Raw genomic sequence first — 15,010 nt, 5'->3', positions numbered from 1 at the left:
ATTATTAGGCTGTCGAATGAGGAGTTTTTATGGAAAAAGAATATTTACTTAAAGCTATTGATGTAGCTGGTGGGCAAAGTCAATTAGCATCTGCATTAAGTATTAAACAGGGGCATGTAGCCATGTGGGTGCACCGAGATAAAAAAGCCCCGCCAGCTGAGTATGTTTTAAAGATTGAAGAATTGACTGGTATTAGTAGGCATAAACTTCGTCCTGATGTTTTTGGGGAAGAAGAAAGGGGGCTTAATGATAGACACGATTAATCATCGCAGTGTAAGTCAGTTACAACTGCTTAAGGCACATCTTGAGAGTGGTAAAGAGATTACAGCCAAAGAAGCGCTTTTAAAGCTAGGAATTGGCAGATTAGCTGCAAGGATTCACGAATTAAGAGTAGATCATAATCTACAAATAGATTCTCGATTCGAAAGAGAAGGGAATCGCAAGTGGGCTGTTTATAGCCTGAAAGGAGATGAAATATGAGTATGATGCTGATGGTAAAAGCGATGCGGATTAAGGTTGGTAATCCGCTTCGCAAGTTAGTGCTGATTAAGCTTGCTGACAATGCCAATGACTTGGGAGAGTGTTGGCCGTCACATCAGCATATTGCAGATCAATGTGAAATAAGTCGTAGATCTGTAATAAACCACATAAACGCACTAGAAGAAATGGGATTTCTTCGTAAGGAGTATAGAGCAAAAAATAATGAAAAACAATCAAATCTCTATTACCTCACATTGAGCGAAAAAGCGCAGGTCAAAGAAGCAGATAAAGGTGGTGCAGGAGATTCACTACCTAGTGCAGGAGATTCACTAGGGGGTGGTGCAGGAGATGCACATAGAACCAGTCACTCTTCTGAACCTATCATTGAACCTATCAAAGAACCTAAAGCGCCAACGGCATTTGATGAATTGATTGCACGTGGAGTTGATGAACAAGTCGCAAAAGATTTTCTGCATATTCGAAAAGCCAAAAAAGCCCCTTTAACGTTTACGGCAATTCAGGGGATTGAGCGAGAAGCACTTAAAGCGAATTTGGAATTTTCGGAAGTTGTGCGTATCTGTGCAGAGCGAGGGTGGCAAGGTTTCAATGCCAATTGGTCGTTAGGTGGAAGTTCTACGGCAGTCAACGACTTCAATACTCAAGATTATGGTTCGGCAGTAATTCCAGCAAAATTCAGAAAGTAGGTGTTTTATGATGTCAATTCAAGAAATAGTTACAAAAAAAGGTGGCAATATCTACGCCCCAATTCAGCAAGAATATCGCTGTATTGAACAGAAAGAGTGTGAAAAACATGGATTGTACGATTATCACTTCTCGAACGGTGATTATCTCAAAGATGTCTTCAAAGAGTGTCAGCAGTGCAAGCGTGAATTGGAAATGAAAGCCAAGCTTGGTGGTGTGGACGGAATTGCAAAGCGCTTTAAGCGTTGCGCGTTCGATAACTACGAAGTCAATAACGAGAGTCAATCAGAGATCAAACAAGCATTAGCAGAATTTGCGCGTGATTTTGACGTACACGTTGAAGAGGGCACGCCGGTACTGTTACTCGGCGGCGTAGGTACGGGTAAAACACATCTTGCGTGTGCTATTGCGAATGAGATCGCAAGTCGTGGATACGATTCAATTTTCAGATCAGTATCGGCGTTGATTCGTTCTATTCGTGATTGTTGGGGGAGAAACGGCGAAGAGGCGAAACTCATTGAGCTTTATAGGTCGGTAGATCTGTTAATCGTTGATGAGGTTGGTGTTCAGGCAGGTAGTGATAATGAGCGCAATATTCTATTCGACATCATTAACGGTCGTTACGAAGAGATGAAGCCAACGATTATGATCTCGAACTTGAAAATTGAAGACTTCACAAGAGCAGTTGGGCAACGTATCGCAAGCAGAATACAACACGATGGGCTTTTCTTGCCGTTCGCTTGGTCGGATTATCGGAAAGGGGTGTAGGGATGAATAAAGTGATAATTAAGTTCTGGAATATAAAGTTGAAGCGTTATGTGGATATGCCTTCTTGGTATTACTTCGTAGATAAAAATAGCGCTGTTTATTGCGAAAGCTCGGATGGGATGGAGGAGCAATTGCATATTAAGGCTCACTTCTACAAAGACGGGGAGCGTATAGCATGAAAAATTATCCGCTTTTAAAGATATTTAAACCTGAAAATAGACCGCCGGCACAACCCAAGATCGGCTGGAATGAAGAGGGTGTTGAGTGGCTGATCAAGAACTATCAGTCAATGACCAAAGAAGAGCTTGCTCAAAAGTTCAATAAGAGCGTAAACACAATAACAACAAAACTGTCAGAGCTTAGGTCAGAGGGAATTATTAACGGTTCTCCAATTGCTCGTAAGACGAAAGCGCATAATGGGAGCAACTTCTAATGATATTCCAGGTCAAAAACTATGAAGTGCTCGGCAATCTAGTGGCGCAGATTAACAAAATGTGGACTGAAGATAAAAGCCCACTCATTGAGATCAAAGATAAAACAGAAGACCGCTCAAAAGCACAAAATCGCTTAATGCATATGTGGTTCAGAGATATCGCCAAAAGTACCGGGCATGGTGTTATCTACGAAGCAGGACGCTGTAAGTATCAGTATTTCTTACCACTACTTATTCTATCTCAAAAAGAAGAAGCAGTCATAGCTAGCTTTGTAGCGCAAGAAACAGAGAAGAGAGTGGGGTATGAGCGGTTTTTAAAAGTTCTAGGTACAGGCGTTATTGGTACTACTCGCTTTCTAACTACACAAGAATTTGCTGAAGCTCTCACTAATATGCAAATAGGGGAAGTAGAGCATAACCTAAGTGATCCGGTGAAGTTTGGCTTTGAAGTTTGGGGGAACAGATGAACCTTAGAAAACTAGCTAAAGGGCAACGGTGTCAAGTTCGTATTGCTGGCATTTGTAACTTCAATTCTGAAACAACTGTACTTGCTCATCTCAGAATGGCAGGTATTACAGGTGCAGGAATGAAAGCAAATGACTTGTTAGGCGCTTGGTGCTGTTCAGCTTGTCATAGCGCTACAGAGAGTAATCCAAAGTTCAGAAAAGAGTTTTTAGAAGGTGTTGCAAGAACACAGAATGAGCTAGTAAAAATGGGGGTAGTGAAATGGTAGTACTTCCATTCCCAGATCCCAAGTTGATGCCGAATAGAAAAAATGGTCAACATTGGGCAGTAACGAACAAAATTAAAAATAAAGCGATTAATGATGCTTACTACATAACAAAGAGCAGTGACTTGATAAGTGTCGAAAATGGGCTTCAAATTACTTTCTATGCACCAACGAATCATAGACGAGATAACGATAATCTTTTAGCTGCGATGAAGCCATATCTTGACGGATTCGCAAAGGCGTTAGGTATTGATGATACAAATTTTAATCCGCTCGTAATTAAGAGAGTTGATGGTGTAGGGAAGAAGAATGCAAGAGTGGAGATTGAGGGATTATGAGTAGAAGAGATTACAATTACGCAAATTACTGCTTAGAACAATGGGTTATTTGGAATACAGAGCACAATGGCTTTCCTCATAGATCGCCTTTATGTAAATTGGGTGAAATGGCAGCTCATATAGCAGAGTCAAGCATTCCAAGCGGAGTTGAGCCTTTTAATCGAGATGTGGAGCGCGCGAATTTAGTGTTGGCAATGATGAATGATTCTTGCAATAAAGGTGCAGAAAGAAGTCATTTGCTTAAAGTTATTACTAAAAATAGATCGGATAATGAAAGCATAGATGATGTGATTAAAAAGGTTGGGATTAAAAATAAAAGAGATTATTATGAGGCATTGGATGAGTTCACTGTAAGGCTCGAAACAATTATTTATAATAAAAAACAAGGATAGGGTCTTGCGAAGTCCGAACTATTTTGATATATTTTTTATATGATGTGCTATTTGTATCTAAACAATTTTTCAAAGCTCGCTACGGCGGGCTTTTTTGTTGCGTTAATTACTTGGTATAACTAGGTAATTTGACTGTTTTTTATTACGTGAGTACACTGCAATCTACTATTAAGCAAAGTCAGCAGGTAACGTAAAATGTCGTTTGAGTTAAAATGTTTCTCCTTTCATTCTATTTCTGTTAAGAGTAATCTTGTTGAGGAGCGTGCTTTTGATGGGGCAACCAAGGATGATGTTGAGAACTATATTAAACATGTTTTGACGGAAGTAACTACGCCCCCAAAAAATCAAACTAGGATTAGAGGACAGTTTTATAATTTTAGGTCTATGAATGAGCGAGTCGCTGCGAATTTAAAGGCTATGACTGAAGACTTGGGGGCGGATAGCTGGGCGTTAAGAGCAGTGGATAATGCGAAGAAGTTGTTAGACGTTGAAATTGATGTGCAAAGAAGTATAGATCACTTAAAGCATGAAGTTAGGAAGGGGTGCTTATTGCAGGTGGTTTATAGAAACGACAATGAGTTATCAATAGCTGTATTAAAGATTGATGATAATACATTCTTAGATTCTGATGTAATGGCGTTAAAAACAGGATTGCCTTTAAATACAAGAATGCAAAAAGTAGCTCTTGTAACATTTAAAGATGATGGAGAAGTAGCTAGTCTGTTGCTGTCAGATACTAATACAAAAATTTCAGCGTATTGGCGCAATGATTTCTTAGAGGCTGTTGAAATAAGGGAGGCATCAATTAATACTCGTTTAGCTTTTGATGCTATTGATAAGTTGCTGAAAAGAGAGATTAAGAAGGCGTCTATTCAGGATTATTATTTTTTAAGGAATCAGTTAGTCTTAGATTTTAGAAAAGACAGTTTTGATTTTACGGAGCTGGTTGATAAATTTAAAGATTATTCTCCTGTTAATCCTGATTTAGATGATGCTGCTATGAGTACGTTTATTAATAAACTACAAAATTTGCCAAAAACGCCTAATAAAGAATTTGATACGCAGTTTGATATTGCAGAAAATATAATAAAGGCTAGGGTAGTAAATAGTATTATGATTGATGATATATTTGAGCTTAAAGTGAAACAGCCTATCGAGGATTTAGAAAATAAGCTTGATGTAGGTAAAGATGGTGATGGGCGAAAGTATGTGAAACTATATTCAGACCAAGGATATGAAACCTTTAAGAAAAAATAGGTTGATACTATGACGTTTACAAGTAGGTTAATAGAATCTATTGGAAAGCCCGAAGCTATAACGATACAGCAGAGCTTTTCTTATTACAAAGCTGTTGGTTGCTTTCAAGATCTTTCCTTAAATGAAGGGTCGTTTGCGTATTTGAAAGATGTTTTTTCATGTCTGAAGATAATTGACGAATCCTTTACTGTTGAAATAAAAAATGGTGATAATGATACTGTATTATTTAGTAGCAATAACGATGCGGATGCCATTACAGAAAAGTGTAGGAGACTTATAGAGTCATTCGAAGCTGATGAATCGACAAGCTTCAAAGTGGAATGGTCAAAAAAAGAAAGTGAAAACAATAGGATACTTATATTTGACGTAGTCAGTTTTATTGATTTTTTAAGTAGCAAGCCATTGGCATACACTTTAGAAGAAGTGTCCCGCAGATTTAATTATCAAAATATACAATTTTATTGCTTTGAAGATTTAAATGATTTTTCTAATGGTTACTTTAATTTTATTAATGTTGGATCAGATGCTCAGGATCTAAGTAAGTTTAACAATCGCTTGGATCAGCCCAATTTTCAGGTAGATCTTTATAATGAAAAGGTTGAGCTTCGTAATAAAGCCGGACATTTTTTTAATGCTGAGACTCTACGATTTATTCCTGAACATTTCATTTTTGATGCGAAAATTAATGATATTCGTTGGAGAAATATCTTTGAAAGATGGGAGACGATCTTTTATTTGGTGTATTTAAGTGATTACTCCTCTATCAAGGATGATATTGTCAGTTTCAAAATTAAAGGGTACAAAACGTTAAATTGTACTTCTGATGGGAAAGTCCCCAATAATGTCATTGAGGAGTTGAGGCAAATATATCAGTGGGCTTATAGTGAAGGTCCTTTTATTGATAAAATAGGAATAGCCAGAAATGTACTATCTATACATATAGTAAATGATGATATTAGAACCCTAGAGATAGGGACATGCGCTTCAGCTCAATCGGGTTATGATCTTTATTTGAAAGATAATGTTAAACAGTATATAGAGGTTAAAAATAAGATAGCAGATATGTTGCACTCTCAATCTGAAAAATCATCTGCAATTGTAAAAGACATGTTTAATATGTTTAAAACCAGCATGTGGACATTTGTTACTTTTTTTATAACGGTCTTTTTATTTAGATCAAGCTTAAATAGTTCAGGAGATAAAGGGAGTGCTGTATTTGGTATTGGAATAGCACTTATAATATTTTCATTTTTATATATCTTATTTGCCCGCAAAGAAGTTGAGGATGAGCTGCAACGCTTAATTTCTAAGTATAATGAAATATCAAATAGGTATAAAGACTTATTAAATGAAGCCGATTTAGAAAAAATATTGAGGCCATCTAATGGTAGCTCTTCAGAGCAAATAGAGATTGACTATATTAATAAGAAGAAAAAACAATATACTAGATATTGGTCTAGTATTAATGCGTTAATAACTATGGTGTGGTTATGTATATTTTCCTCTGAAATGATAAAAATCACGAATAAGCTATATGATTTTTTCTCACCAATATTTTTTGGTATAAAAAGTTACTTTTTCTGAGTTTAGTATGAATTTTAAGCTCCCCGGTAATACGGGTTTTTTTTGTTGGAGAAAAGAAAATGAATGCAACTATTAAAAACGGTGATTTAATTCTTTCGAAAGTGATCTCAATAGAGGAAGCGCTTATACGTTTAGAAAAACTTAAAATTATTTACCCGAATGCTCGAATCGTTGAGACAGACGAAGAGATCGTGGAGCGAAGAAAGATCAATGTTACACCAGAAGAGATAGAAGATGTCGGTTGTGCCGGCGGAGCTTGTACCCTTTAAATGAAATACGCCCATGCTCCTCTGCGATTAGTCGTACGACATGGCTTTCAAAAGTGGCGTTAATGCGTTAATAATTTCTCGCTTATCTTAGCTTCTCTTAGTATTAAGAGAATCTAAGATAGATTAGTTGAGTAAACACTACGGATAGACGTAGGGCGGAATAACAGCCGTTTATAATGCAATTCACGACAAGCTAACTATTATGATTCGTGCGACTTGCTAGCGTAGCTAGCCCAAAATTCTAATAGTGCCCTCTTAATTGAGGGCTTTTTTATGCGAGAAAGAAAATGAGAGAAATAAACAAAATCATTGTGCATTGTTCAGCAACAAAGCCAGACCAAGATTTCAGTGTTCACGACATTCGATCTTGGCATAAAAATCAAGGCTGGTCAGATGTAGGCTATCACTACATTGTGAGATTAGATGGTTCAATTGAAAAAGGTCGACCGCTTGAGAAAACAGGGGCGCATGTAAAAGGTCATAATGCTGACTCTATTGGCGTTTGCTATATCGGTGGCGTTGACGAAGCAGGAAAACCGAAAGACACACGAACAGAAGCGCAAAAAGAGTCGTTAGATCAATTATTGACGTTTCTTGCTTATCGCTTTAATGCGCCAATTTCAGGTCATAACGATTACACGAATATGAAAGCTTGTCCGAGCTTTAAAGCGAAAGAGCAATACGAATATATCAATTATCGTTTAGTGCATTTAGATGAGTTAATGAAATGAAGAACTAGACAGATTTAAAGGTATTTTATGATTAAAGGGTTATTAAGAGCTACTTACGAAACAGCAAAGTTGCCGGTCGATGTAGTAAAAGATGTTGTTACTTTGGGTGGTATAGCTACAGATGAAGAGTCGAGTGTAAAAAAGAGACTTGAAAAAATTGATAATGAGATACAGGAAACATTAAAGGATTGATTTTATGATTAAACAGCTATTGATGAGTAACGAAAAGTACTCAACCAACAAATTCATATTAGTAAGTGCGTTCATCGTGTCATCAATAGTTGTTCTTTATACGATGGTCGCTAATCCCGATCATCTTACGGGGGTATTGGGGTTCTACCTTTCGATTGCTGGGACATTGACGGTTACTAAAGGCGTGAAAGATCACTCAAAAGAGAAGTTAGATCATGAGTCTTAGCGCAATATAATTTGTTTAAATTTAATATGTTATCCTATCTTTCTGGGTTTTATATAAGGCTAATATTGTGAATAAATTTGGAATAATTATGTTGGTAGTAGTGGTTGCCGTAGTATTGATTATAGCTCTTTTTGGCGGCGCTATAGGTTACGGTTTGTTTTTCTCAGCTTCAGGGTACAAAGGGATGTGATGGAGTTGCATGGATAAACTGAAAAATATTATTTTAACGATAGGCGGGTTAATCCTCGCCTTTTTTTATGCCTTATTGAAATCAAAAGATCGAAAGATTGAGAAACATAAAGATGAAGCAGAACGATATAAATCTAAAGCAGAAACTCAAGAGCGAATCATTGAATCAGAAAAAAACGCTCGGCATGTTAGAGATCGCATCAATAGCGCTTCTGAGTCTGATATTGACCGCATGCTCGATGAGCGCAAAGCATTTCGAGATTGATTATCAGGCGATTAAATGCACAGGGCTAGAAAGAGGCTCTATCAGTAGAGATGATGTTTTAACGTCAGAGACTAAGAAGTGGGTGCTCAGACATATTATTTATTACGATGAAAATTGCAGTCAGTTATCAAGTAAAAATTGACAACTGCTTTGTGTATCGAGAATTGCAAAATACAGTACGCAAAGTAATTAGTGTCTAGCGTACTGTATACAAATCCAACTGCGAGGAAAAACCGCGTAGTTCAACTATTCGGAAATCCAGAACAGTTCAAAATGCCAGCGGCATAAACAAAAAGGAGTGCCGCAATGGCAGATGAAAGAACAACAAGCGAGGAGAGCTATGCTTAAAATCGCAGGAATTATAGAGAAGTTCCCAAAAACATGGAAAGGAGCGGTAATCACAACATGGATTGTGGCACTGCTATCCTTAGCAACATTAATCACAACAAGTCAGCCTGTGCAAAATTCAATAGCACGCTTAATTGATATGAGGGATCTACAATCAAGATTTTGTCCTCAGAAGTTTCTAATTGAGTCACAGAAGCTTGTAGACAGCTTAGAGGCTAAAAGCGTTGTTGTATGGGCAACTGATATAAGCGGTAATCAAGCATCTAAAACAGTCATGTTTGCTTATGATTCAGACGGTGGCGAGCACGTTACAGAATCATGGGTAGGAAAGTCCGCACCACTTTATGCAAGCGAACGAAATAGATTGGATATGACTTATCTGCTAGAGGGAAGTGTTGTTTGTAGTCCGTTCGAATCGCATTCAGAAGTAGAGAGAAGAATCAGAGAATCAGACGATATCTCTTATGTCTGCTCAGTTCCTGTGCCACCAACAAGTAGCAATATGATCGGTGTTATCAGTGTTTACTTCGACAAGGAGCAGACAGCAACAAGTGCCGTTCGTCTAGATATGCGACAAGCTTCAAGGAATATCATCTGTGATGATTGATATAAAAGAATTAAAAGGATAAGTAATGACTAAAGAAATGGGCAGACCCTCTCTTTTTAGCCAAGAGATGGTTAAAAAGGCTCGGGAATATGTTTGGCTCTTTCAACAGTCAAAAACACCGGAAGAAATTGAAAATAATGTTGAGGTGATTCCAAGTGTTGCTGGGCTTGCTTTATATCTCGGAGTAGCTCGTTCAACCTTATATGAATGGGGAAAGCAAAATAAAGACTTTTCGGACACGTTAGCAAGTCTTCAAGATGTACAGGAGGTTTCTTTGCTAAACGGCGGTCTAAGAGGACGATTTAACCCTACAATCTCAAAACTCGCTTTGGCAAATCATGGTTACTCAGATAAGCAAGAGATCGACACTAAATCTAGCGATGGTTCTATGACACCAAAGTCACCAATAACAAATGACCAGATTAAAGAGATTGTGAGAGATTTAAAAGAGGAAATCTAAATGCGATTTACAGACTTGAGCGAAGAAAGGAAAGAAGTCGCTCGAGTTATGGCGCAAGAAGATTTCTATTTTTTTGCTCGGTATATGTTTCTTGCTCGGCGTAATTTCAATTGGCTTCAAAATTGGCATCATAAAGCGATTACGGATGCGTTAGATCGAGTTTATAAGGGTGAGATTAAGCGATTAATCATCAATATACCGCCTCGTTACTCTAAGACTGAATTAGCAGTTATCAATTGGATGGCGTGGTGCTTAGGTAAAAATCCTCAAGCTAAATTCATCCATACAAGCTACTCGGCAATGCTTGCTCATAAAAACTCAGGTGAAACACGAGAGCTAGTAAAGCACGAAGAGTATCGCAATATATTCCCTGATTTTGAATTAAGTCAATCAAGTGACGCTAAAAACGAGTGGGCGACAGCTCAAGGTGGCGGTGTTTACGCTACTGGGTCAGGCGGATCTATTACGGGATTTGGTGCGGGTGGATTTGGCGAGGGCTTTAATGGTGCAATCATCATAGATGACCCGCATAAGCCCGATGAAGTATTCAGTGATGTGATCCGTCAAGGCGTTATCGACTGGTTTCAGAATACATTAGAGAGCCGTACAAATAGCCCTGATACGCCGATTATTTTAATCATGCAGAGGCTTCATGAGGAAGACTTGGCGGGTTGGCTAGAAGAAGGTGGAAACGGCGAAGAGTGGGAATTATTAAGTATTCCCGTTCTCGATGAAAACGAGAATCCGCTGTGGCCAGAGAAACATACTAAAGAGAAATTGCTACAAATGAGAGCCTCAAATAGCTATGTTTTCAGCTCTCAATATATGCAAAGACCGTCACCCAAAGGCGGTGACATTATCAAAAGCGAGTGGTTCAGAAACTACGATGTTTTACCGCGACTTAAACGATTAGCAATCTTCTCTGATACAGCTTCAAAAACAAAAGAGCATAACGACTATTCAGTGTTGTTAGTCGCAGGGCTATCGCATGAAGGCGGGCTTTATGTTCTTGATGTGATTCGTGGCAAATGGGAAGCGCCTGATCTTGAGCAGAAGATGATTGATGTTTGGGGTAAATACAAAGCGATGAATGCGCAAGCGATATTCGTTGAAGATAAAGCAAGTGGAACATCACTCATACAAAACATTCAGCGAAAAAACTCATTTCCAATCAAAGCAGTGCAAGTCGATAAAGACAAGTACACGAGAGTGATGGGTGTGACGGGTTATTTAGAATCGGGCTATGTTTACTTACCCAAAGAAGCAAGCTGGCGATTTGATTTTCTTGATGAGTGTGAAAAATTTACAGCAAATAATGCGCATAAGCACGATGACCAAGTCGACAGCTTAGTGATGGCAATTAACGAATTATTAGGCGGAGAAATCAATTTATGGGACGTATGGGATTAATAGACAGCGTTCAAAGTCTTTATACAGATCTAGGTATAAAGTCTGAGGCAGTGACGTATACAGGTATAACAGTATCAGATCGGCAGTTGATGAATGCTTACGTCAATTCGTGGATTGTTGCAAAGTACGTTGATAAAACCGCTAGAGATATGCTTAAAAAAGAGCGTGAATTTGCGGGTTCTTTTAACCAGTCGGTATTAGAGCGGGTCTTTAAACAAGAGAAAGCGCTCAAGATCAATGATGTATTGAACGATGCTTTAACATGGTCAATTCTGCTTGGCGATTGTCTTGTTGTTGCGATTAATGATGATGAAGATTTGTCGACCAAGATCACTGATTATTCAAACATCAATAAGTTTATCGTTCTAAAGAAAAACGATTACAAGATCGATAAAGATCTTGATGAAGATATTAAGTCTAAAACGTTTGGAATGCCTGAAAGCTACACGATCAAAATGGGCAATATCAAGGTTCATGCTTCACGTTGCCACAGAATACGATTAGGTAAATTCTCGATTAAAGACGGTAAGAAGAATGGCATTTCACCACTTCAAGCGCCGTTCAGGGCAATTAAGCTGTTCGACACTATCGTAACGTGTATCGCTGATATCGTAGAAGAGAGTAATGTTGATGTGCTTTATGTGCCTGATCTTCTGCAAAGGATCGCAGCAGGTCAAGAAGAGAAGATTAAAGAGTATGTAAAGCTCATGAAGCTTGTGAAATCTTCTTCAAACATGATTGTTCTCGATGCCGGCACAAGTGAAGTACAAGGCAGATGGGAACAGAAGCAGGCAAGTTACGGCGGTCTGTCTGACATTCTTGTCAAGATGATGAGCGTATTGGCAGGTGCTTTAGATCGTCCAATCACTGTTCTATTTGGTCAATCAGCAAGCGGTTTTGCAAGCGGTGAAGAAGATAACAGAGCTTATTACGAAACGATCAATAATCTACAAGAGTCGATTTTAAGACCGCTTCAAGAGTTTATTGATCAATTTATTTTGAATCAGATGATTAGTGATGTTGAGTTCACTTATCCAACAATTGATTCATCCAATGAAATAGAAGAATCAACAATCTTTTCAAATATTGCAACGGCAATGACAGGGCTTGTGACAGCACAAGTGATATCAGATGAAGTTGCACAGAAAGAGCTTATCGCTCGCAAATGTCTAATCAACACGAAAGTAGAGGATTTCAATGAGTTCAATGAAACGAAAGAAACCGAAAGTTCGTGGGAAGCGGTTTATTGAGGCAGTAGCGCCGAGCAAAAGGGCAGAAGTCTATTATCGAGAGCAGATCAATAATCTCATTAAGTCGATGCTCGATGAAGTATTGAGTGCGGTTAGAAAGCCAAAACTCAATGACAGCGATGAGATCGGCGATGATGACAGTATTAATCGCTTATTGATAGCTCTTACAAGCATCGCAGATAAAGACATCACTCAGAGTGCTACACGTGTTGCGCTAGGTTTTGTTGGTAGAAGCAACACACAGAACAAAAAGCGCTTTGTTTGGTCAATTGAGAGAGCAAGAGGAATTGATGTAACTAGCATTATCGACAAGATGGATATTGGCGATGTTGTGGCGCAAGCGATCAAAGACAATGTCGATCTGATTAAGTCAATCAAGACGGATTTTATTAAAGATATCGGCTCACAAGTCTTTGAAGACTTTAAGAAAGGTAAGCGTCAATCAGATCTCATCAAGAGCATCTACGAGCGGGGCGAAGTTACAAAAAGTAGAGCGAAGTTTATCGCAAGAGATCAGACAGCAAAGATCAATTCAGCATTTAACGAAGCAAGAGAGCGCAAGCTAGGTGTCGACATCTATCGATGGAGCGGTACAGGCGATGAGCGCGAGCGTCATTCTCATTTTGTGCTGAATGGAATGCTTTGTAAGTATTCAGATCCAACCGTTTATTCAGATGATGAGGGCAAAACGTGGAAGAAAAGATCAAGTATTGGTGCCTATGAGGGTAATCCCGGCACTGATTATCAATGTCGCTGTCTTGGCTTGCCACAGATTAATTTTTAGGAGCTTATATGGCTTGGGAAATAACACCACAGGGATATCTAAAAACTAAAGCCTCGATCACAAAAGGCGCAGTCTTAGAGTATCTCGGTAAAGAGATCGGCTTAACCGGCAGTGATGCAGTTAAAAGAGTCGAAGTTCACAGATCAATAGAAGAGCTTGCAAAGCCTGAAACTTTAAGATCGTTTGAGGGTATGCCATTAACGATGACGCATCCTGAAGATAAAGAGGTTAGAGCTAATGATTGGAAAGAAAAATCAATCGGTCATATTCAAAACGTAAGGCGTGAAGGCAATTACCTCGTTTGTGATGCTTACGTCAAAGACAAGAATGCTATTGAGCTATTAAAAGAGAATAAAAAGATTCGAGAATTATCAGTTGGCTATGAACCGGCAGATATTCAAGAGAGGGGTGGTAAGTTTTATCACGTAAATATCAGAGCTAACCACGTTGCGATCGTTGCAGAGGGTCGTGCTGGTTCTGATTGTCGTTTACAAGACTCAAAGGGAGTTAAAACAATGGGAATCAAAGGTTTACTAGCCTTTTTGAAAGGCAAAAAATTAAACGATGAGGGCGGTGCTGAATTAACCGCTGAAGAGATTCAAGAGTTAATCGCATCTTTGGAATTAGCGCTCGCAGAGAGTGAAGATGAAGAAGCAAAAGAAGATCTTAGAGATCAGATCGAAGCGCTCAAAAAACAGCTAGAAGAAGCGAAAGCGCCTATCAATGATGAAGAGCCTGCAACAGAAGATGTTGGCGCTTTAAAGGCTGAAATCGCAGAGCTTAAAGCGGAAAATGAGGGTTTAAAAGCAGAGAATGAAACGCTTAAAACTGAATTAGAAGCGCTCAAAAACTCACTTGAAACAGATCAAGCTTTAAATGACGCAAAAGCGAAGTTCCCGCGAGTGAAATTGAATGATGCTAAAACAGCGAAAGACGTTCATGTAGCGGTGTTAGTGGATAATGGAATCTACACGAAAGAAGAAGCACAAAAACTTACAGACGCTGAAATTCGTGCGGCTTATGCAGGGCTTAAAGCTTCAACACGAGCGAACAAAATCGGCAAGCGCTTACTGAACGATAGCGCAAAACCAACCAAAACAGCGACCCAGCGCTTAGGAGGTAAATAATGGCTTTTACACAATGGGATAACGATAAAACAATGCGAGCGGGTACGATTCGCCGAGCTTCATCTTCAGATAACAAGGTGTGGGGTGAGCAATCAGATGTTGATCTAGCGTATGGCGTATTTTGCGCAGTATCAGAAAAAGGCGTAACAGCGATTAAGTCTGCAAAAGATGTGATTCATGGGATCGTTGTTCGTGATGTTTATGAAACAGCTCGCAAAGATCGCACAGTTAATGTAGGTCACTTTTCACATGGCGATAGCGTAGTAGCGCAAGGCGTTGAGGGCGTTGAGTTTAAACGTGGTGATAAAGCGTTTGTAATCTGTTCTGGTGCAGATGCGGGTAAAGTAACGAATGAAGCGAGTGCGACAACAGTCGATCTAGGTTATTGGATCGAAACAGTGAGCGGTGATTGTGTAGCGATTACACTCGGCTATCAAGTAACAGCACCAAAGGCAGGAGAATAAGGGA

Annotated in this window: 23 protein-coding genes; all 23 read left to right on the top strand. The window is 38.9% G+C overall.

From position 1 onward, the window contains the following. Nucleotides 1–29: 29 nt before the first annotated feature. The 23 genes from WMO13_RS06675 (at nucleotide 30) to WMO13_RS06565 (ending at nucleotide 15,006) form a co-directional block, all read left to right on the top strand. Complete coding sequence (locus tag WMO13_RS06675) at nucleotides 30–263, top strand: transcriptional regulator (RefSeq protein ID WP_026878501.1); 234 nt, start codon at nucleotides 30–32, stop codon at nucleotides 261–263. Next, entirely contained in the window at nucleotides 247–480 is a 234-nt protein-coding gene (locus WMO13_RS06670) for a helix-turn-helix domain-containing protein (RefSeq protein WP_026878502.1), read from the top strand. The genes WMO13_RS06675 and WMO13_RS06670 overlap by 17 nt, the downstream gene beginning before the upstream one ends. Continuing rightward, nucleotides 477–1,184 (top strand): helix-turn-helix domain-containing protein, encoded by a 708-nt coding sequence (locus WMO13_RS06665; RefSeq protein WP_051396123.1) that lies wholly within the window; start codon nucleotides 477–479, stop codon nucleotides 1,182–1,184. The genes WMO13_RS06670 and WMO13_RS06665 overlap by 4 nt, the downstream gene beginning before the upstream one ends. Before the next feature lie 7 nt (nucleotides 1,185–1,191). Next, nucleotides 1,192–1,950, top strand: coding sequence for an ATP-binding protein (locus WMO13_RS06660; protein WP_084331432.1), 759 nt, complete (start codon nucleotides 1,192–1,194; stop codon nucleotides 1,948–1,950). Between the two features lie 175 nt (nucleotides 1,951–2,125). Next, nucleotides 2,126–2,383, top strand: coding sequence for a hypothetical protein (locus WMO13_RS06655; protein WP_026878503.1), 258 nt, complete (start codon nucleotides 2,126–2,128; stop codon nucleotides 2,381–2,383). Next, nucleotides 2,383–2,850: a hypothetical protein gene (locus tag WMO13_RS06650; protein WP_026878504.1), complete on the top strand. Its 468-nt coding sequence runs from the start codon at nucleotides 2,383–2,385 to the stop codon at nucleotides 2,848–2,850. The genes WMO13_RS06655 and WMO13_RS06650 overlap by 1 nt, the downstream gene beginning before the upstream one ends. Continuing rightward, the gene (locus WMO13_RS06645; protein WP_034855339.1) at nucleotides 2,847–3,116 is read left to right on the top strand and encodes a nuclease domain-containing protein; all 270 of its coding nucleotides are present in this window, start codon (nucleotides 2,847–2,849) and stop codon (nucleotides 3,114–3,116) included. Before WMO13_RS06650 ends, WMO13_RS06645 begins: the two co-directional genes overlap by 4 nt. Continuing rightward, a complete protein-coding gene (locus WMO13_RS06640) occupies nucleotides 3,110–3,451 on the top strand; it encodes a hypothetical protein (RefSeq protein ID WP_034855341.1) in 342 nt (113 codons plus the stop codon). Before WMO13_RS06645 ends, WMO13_RS06640 begins: the two co-directional genes overlap by 7 nt. Next, complete coding sequence (locus WMO13_RS06635; RefSeq protein ID WP_026878506.1) at nucleotides 3,448–3,843, top strand: hypothetical protein; 396 nt, start codon at nucleotides 3,448–3,450, stop codon at nucleotides 3,841–3,843. Before WMO13_RS06640 ends, WMO13_RS06635 begins: the two co-directional genes overlap by 4 nt. 195 nt (nucleotides 3,844–4,038) lie before the next feature. Then, nucleotides 4,039–5,100 carry a hypothetical protein gene (locus tag WMO13_RS06630; protein WP_026878507.1) on the top strand — a complete coding sequence of 354 codons (1,062 nt, stop codon included), beginning with the start codon at nucleotides 4,039–4,041 and terminating at the stop codon, nucleotides 5,098–5,100. Between the two features lie 9 nt (nucleotides 5,101–5,109). Continuing rightward, nucleotides 5,110–6,684, top strand: a complete 1,575-nt coding sequence (locus WMO13_RS06625; RefSeq protein ID WP_026878508.1) for a hypothetical protein — start codon at nucleotides 5,110–5,112, stop codon at nucleotides 6,682–6,684. A gap of 59 nt (nucleotides 6,685–6,743) precedes the next feature. Then, nucleotides 6,744–6,953 (top strand): hypothetical protein, encoded by a 210-nt coding sequence (locus WMO13_RS06620; RefSeq protein WP_026878509.1) that lies wholly within the window; start codon nucleotides 6,744–6,746, stop codon nucleotides 6,951–6,953. Nucleotides 6,954–7,240: 287 nt separating this feature from the next. Next, nucleotides 7,241–7,684, top strand: a complete 444-nt coding sequence (locus WMO13_RS06615) for an N-acetylmuramoyl-L-alanine amidase (protein ID WP_051396125.1) — start codon at nucleotides 7,241–7,243, stop codon at nucleotides 7,682–7,684. Nucleotides 7,685–7,711: 27 nt separating this feature from the next. Then, nucleotides 7,712–7,876: a hypothetical protein gene (locus WMO13_RS06610; RefSeq protein ID WP_156923248.1), complete on the top strand. Its 165-nt coding sequence runs from the start codon at nucleotides 7,712–7,714 to the stop codon at nucleotides 7,874–7,876. A gap of 4 nt (nucleotides 7,877–7,880) precedes the next feature. Further along, the gene (locus WMO13_RS06605; RefSeq protein WP_026878510.1) at nucleotides 7,881–8,102 is read left to right on the top strand and encodes a hypothetical protein; all 222 of its coding nucleotides are present in this window, start codon (nucleotides 7,881–7,883) and stop codon (nucleotides 8,100–8,102) included. A 199-nt stretch (nucleotides 8,103–8,301) separates the two neighbouring features. After that, nucleotides 8,302–8,556 carry a DUF2681 domain-containing protein gene (locus WMO13_RS06600; protein WP_026878511.1) on the top strand — a complete coding sequence of 85 codons (255 nt, stop codon included), beginning with the start codon at nucleotides 8,302–8,304 and terminating at the stop codon, nucleotides 8,554–8,556. Nucleotides 8,557–8,896: 340 nt separating this feature from the next. Beyond that, nucleotides 8,897–9,511 (top strand): hypothetical protein, encoded by a 615-nt coding sequence (locus WMO13_RS06595; RefSeq protein ID WP_342386824.1) that lies wholly within the window; start codon nucleotides 8,897–8,899, stop codon nucleotides 9,509–9,511. 25 nt (nucleotides 9,512–9,536) lie between these two features. Then, on the top strand, nucleotides 9,537–9,971 hold the full coding sequence (locus WMO13_RS06590) for a DNA-packaging protein (RefSeq protein ID WP_034855344.1): 435 nt from the start codon (nucleotides 9,537–9,539) through the stop codon (nucleotides 9,969–9,971). Continuing rightward, nucleotides 9,972–11,381, top strand: coding sequence for a phage terminase large subunit (terL, locus tag WMO13_RS06585; RefSeq protein WP_026878513.1), 1,410 nt, complete (start codon nucleotides 9,972–9,974; stop codon nucleotides 11,379–11,381). After that, on the top strand, nucleotides 11,363–12,631 hold the full coding sequence (locus tag WMO13_RS06580; RefSeq protein ID WP_051396126.1) for a DUF1073 domain-containing protein: 1,269 nt from the start codon (nucleotides 11,363–11,365) through the stop codon (nucleotides 12,629–12,631). Before terL ends, WMO13_RS06580 begins: the two co-directional genes overlap by 19 nt. After that, on the top strand, nucleotides 12,588–13,415 hold the full coding sequence (locus tag WMO13_RS06575) for a phage head morphogenesis protein (RefSeq protein WP_051396127.1): 828 nt from the start codon (nucleotides 12,588–12,590) through the stop codon (nucleotides 13,413–13,415). The genes WMO13_RS06580 and WMO13_RS06575 overlap by 44 nt, the downstream gene beginning before the upstream one ends. An 8-nt stretch (nucleotides 13,416–13,423) precedes the next feature. After that, a complete protein-coding gene (locus WMO13_RS06570; protein WP_026878515.1) occupies nucleotides 13,424–14,542 on the top strand; it encodes a DUF2213 domain-containing protein in 1,119 nt (372 codons plus the stop codon). After that, complete coding sequence (locus WMO13_RS06565) at nucleotides 14,542–15,006, top strand: structural cement protein Gp24 (RefSeq protein WP_026878516.1); 465 nt, start codon at nucleotides 14,542–14,544, stop codon at nucleotides 15,004–15,006. The genes WMO13_RS06570 and WMO13_RS06565 overlap by 1 nt, the downstream gene beginning before the upstream one ends. Nucleotides 15,007–15,010 lie beyond the last annotated feature (4 nt).

It is taken from the genome of Ignatzschineria larvae DSM 13226, assembly GCF_038500265.1.
GTDB classification, from domain to species: domain Bacteria; phylum Pseudomonadota; class Gammaproteobacteria; order Cardiobacteriales; family Wohlfahrtiimonadaceae; genus Ignatzschineria; species Ignatzschineria larvae.
This window is presented reverse-complemented; position numbering and strand designations above follow the sequence as displayed.

Bases quoted from the DNA above. Each gene is read 5' to 3' on its own strand.
- WMO13_RS06675 (WP_026878501.1), top strand. From the start codon at position 30: ATGGAAAAAGAATATTTACTTAAAGCTATTGATGTAGCTGGTGGGCAA.
- WMO13_RS06670 (WP_026878502.1), top strand. From the start codon at position 247: ATGATAGACACGATTAATCATCGCAGTGTAAGTCAGTTACAACTGCTT.
- WMO13_RS06665 (WP_051396123.1), top strand. From the start codon at position 477: ATGAGTATGATGCTGATGGTAAAAGCGATGCGGATTAAGGTTGGTAAT.
- WMO13_RS06660 (WP_084331432.1), top strand. From the start codon at position 1,192: ATGATGTCAATTCAAGAAATAGTTACAAAAAAAGGTGGCAATATCTAC.
- WMO13_RS06655 (WP_026878503.1), top strand. From the start codon at position 2,126: ATGAAAAATTATCCGCTTTTAAAGATATTTAAACCTGAAAATAGACCG.
- WMO13_RS06650 (WP_026878504.1), top strand. From the start codon at position 2,383: ATGATATTCCAGGTCAAAAACTATGAAGTGCTCGGCAATCTAGTGGCG.
- WMO13_RS06645 (WP_034855339.1), top strand. From the start codon at position 2,847: ATGAACCTTAGAAAACTAGCTAAAGGGCAACGGTGTCAAGTTCGTATT.
- WMO13_RS06640 (WP_034855341.1), top strand. From the start codon at position 3,110: ATGGTAGTACTTCCATTCCCAGATCCCAAGTTGATGCCGAATAGAAAA.
- WMO13_RS06635 (WP_026878506.1), top strand. From the start codon at position 3,448: ATGAGTAGAAGAGATTACAATTACGCAAATTACTGCTTAGAACAATGG.
- WMO13_RS06630 (WP_026878507.1), top strand. From the start codon at position 4,039: ATGTCGTTTGAGTTAAAATGTTTCTCCTTTCATTCTATTTCTGTTAAG.
- WMO13_RS06625 (WP_026878508.1), top strand. From the start codon at position 5,110: ATGACGTTTACAAGTAGGTTAATAGAATCTATTGGAAAGCCCGAAGCT.
- WMO13_RS06620 (WP_026878509.1), top strand. From the start codon at position 6,744: ATGAATGCAACTATTAAAAACGGTGATTTAATTCTTTCGAAAGTGATC.
- WMO13_RS06615 (WP_051396125.1), top strand. From the start codon at position 7,241: ATGAGAGAAATAAACAAAATCATTGTGCATTGTTCAGCAACAAAGCCA.
- WMO13_RS06610 (WP_156923248.1), top strand. From the start codon at position 7,712: ATGATTAAAGGGTTATTAAGAGCTACTTACGAAACAGCAAAGTTGCCG.
- WMO13_RS06605 (WP_026878510.1), top strand. From the start codon at position 7,881: ATGATTAAACAGCTATTGATGAGTAACGAAAAGTACTCAACCAACAAA.
- WMO13_RS06600 (WP_026878511.1), top strand. From the start codon at position 8,302: ATGGATAAACTGAAAAATATTATTTTAACGATAGGCGGGTTAATCCTC.
- WMO13_RS06595 (WP_342386824.1), top strand. From the start codon at position 8,897: ATGCTTAAAATCGCAGGAATTATAGAGAAGTTCCCAAAAACATGGAAA.
- WMO13_RS06590 (WP_034855344.1), top strand. From the start codon at position 9,537: ATGACTAAAGAAATGGGCAGACCCTCTCTTTTTAGCCAAGAGATGGTT.
- terL (WP_026878513.1), top strand. From the start codon at position 9,972: ATGCGATTTACAGACTTGAGCGAAGAAAGGAAAGAAGTCGCTCGAGTT.
- WMO13_RS06580 (WP_051396126.1), top strand. From the start codon at position 11,363: ATGGGACGTATGGGATTAATAGACAGCGTTCAAAGTCTTTATACAGAT.
- WMO13_RS06575 (WP_051396127.1), top strand. From the start codon at position 12,588: ATGAAACGAAAGAAACCGAAAGTTCGTGGGAAGCGGTTTATTGAGGCA.
- WMO13_RS06570 (WP_026878515.1), top strand. From the start codon at position 13,424: ATGGCTTGGGAAATAACACCACAGGGATATCTAAAAACTAAAGCCTCG.
- WMO13_RS06565 (WP_026878516.1), top strand. From the start codon at position 14,542: ATGGCTTTTACACAATGGGATAACGATAAAACAATGCGAGCGGGTACG.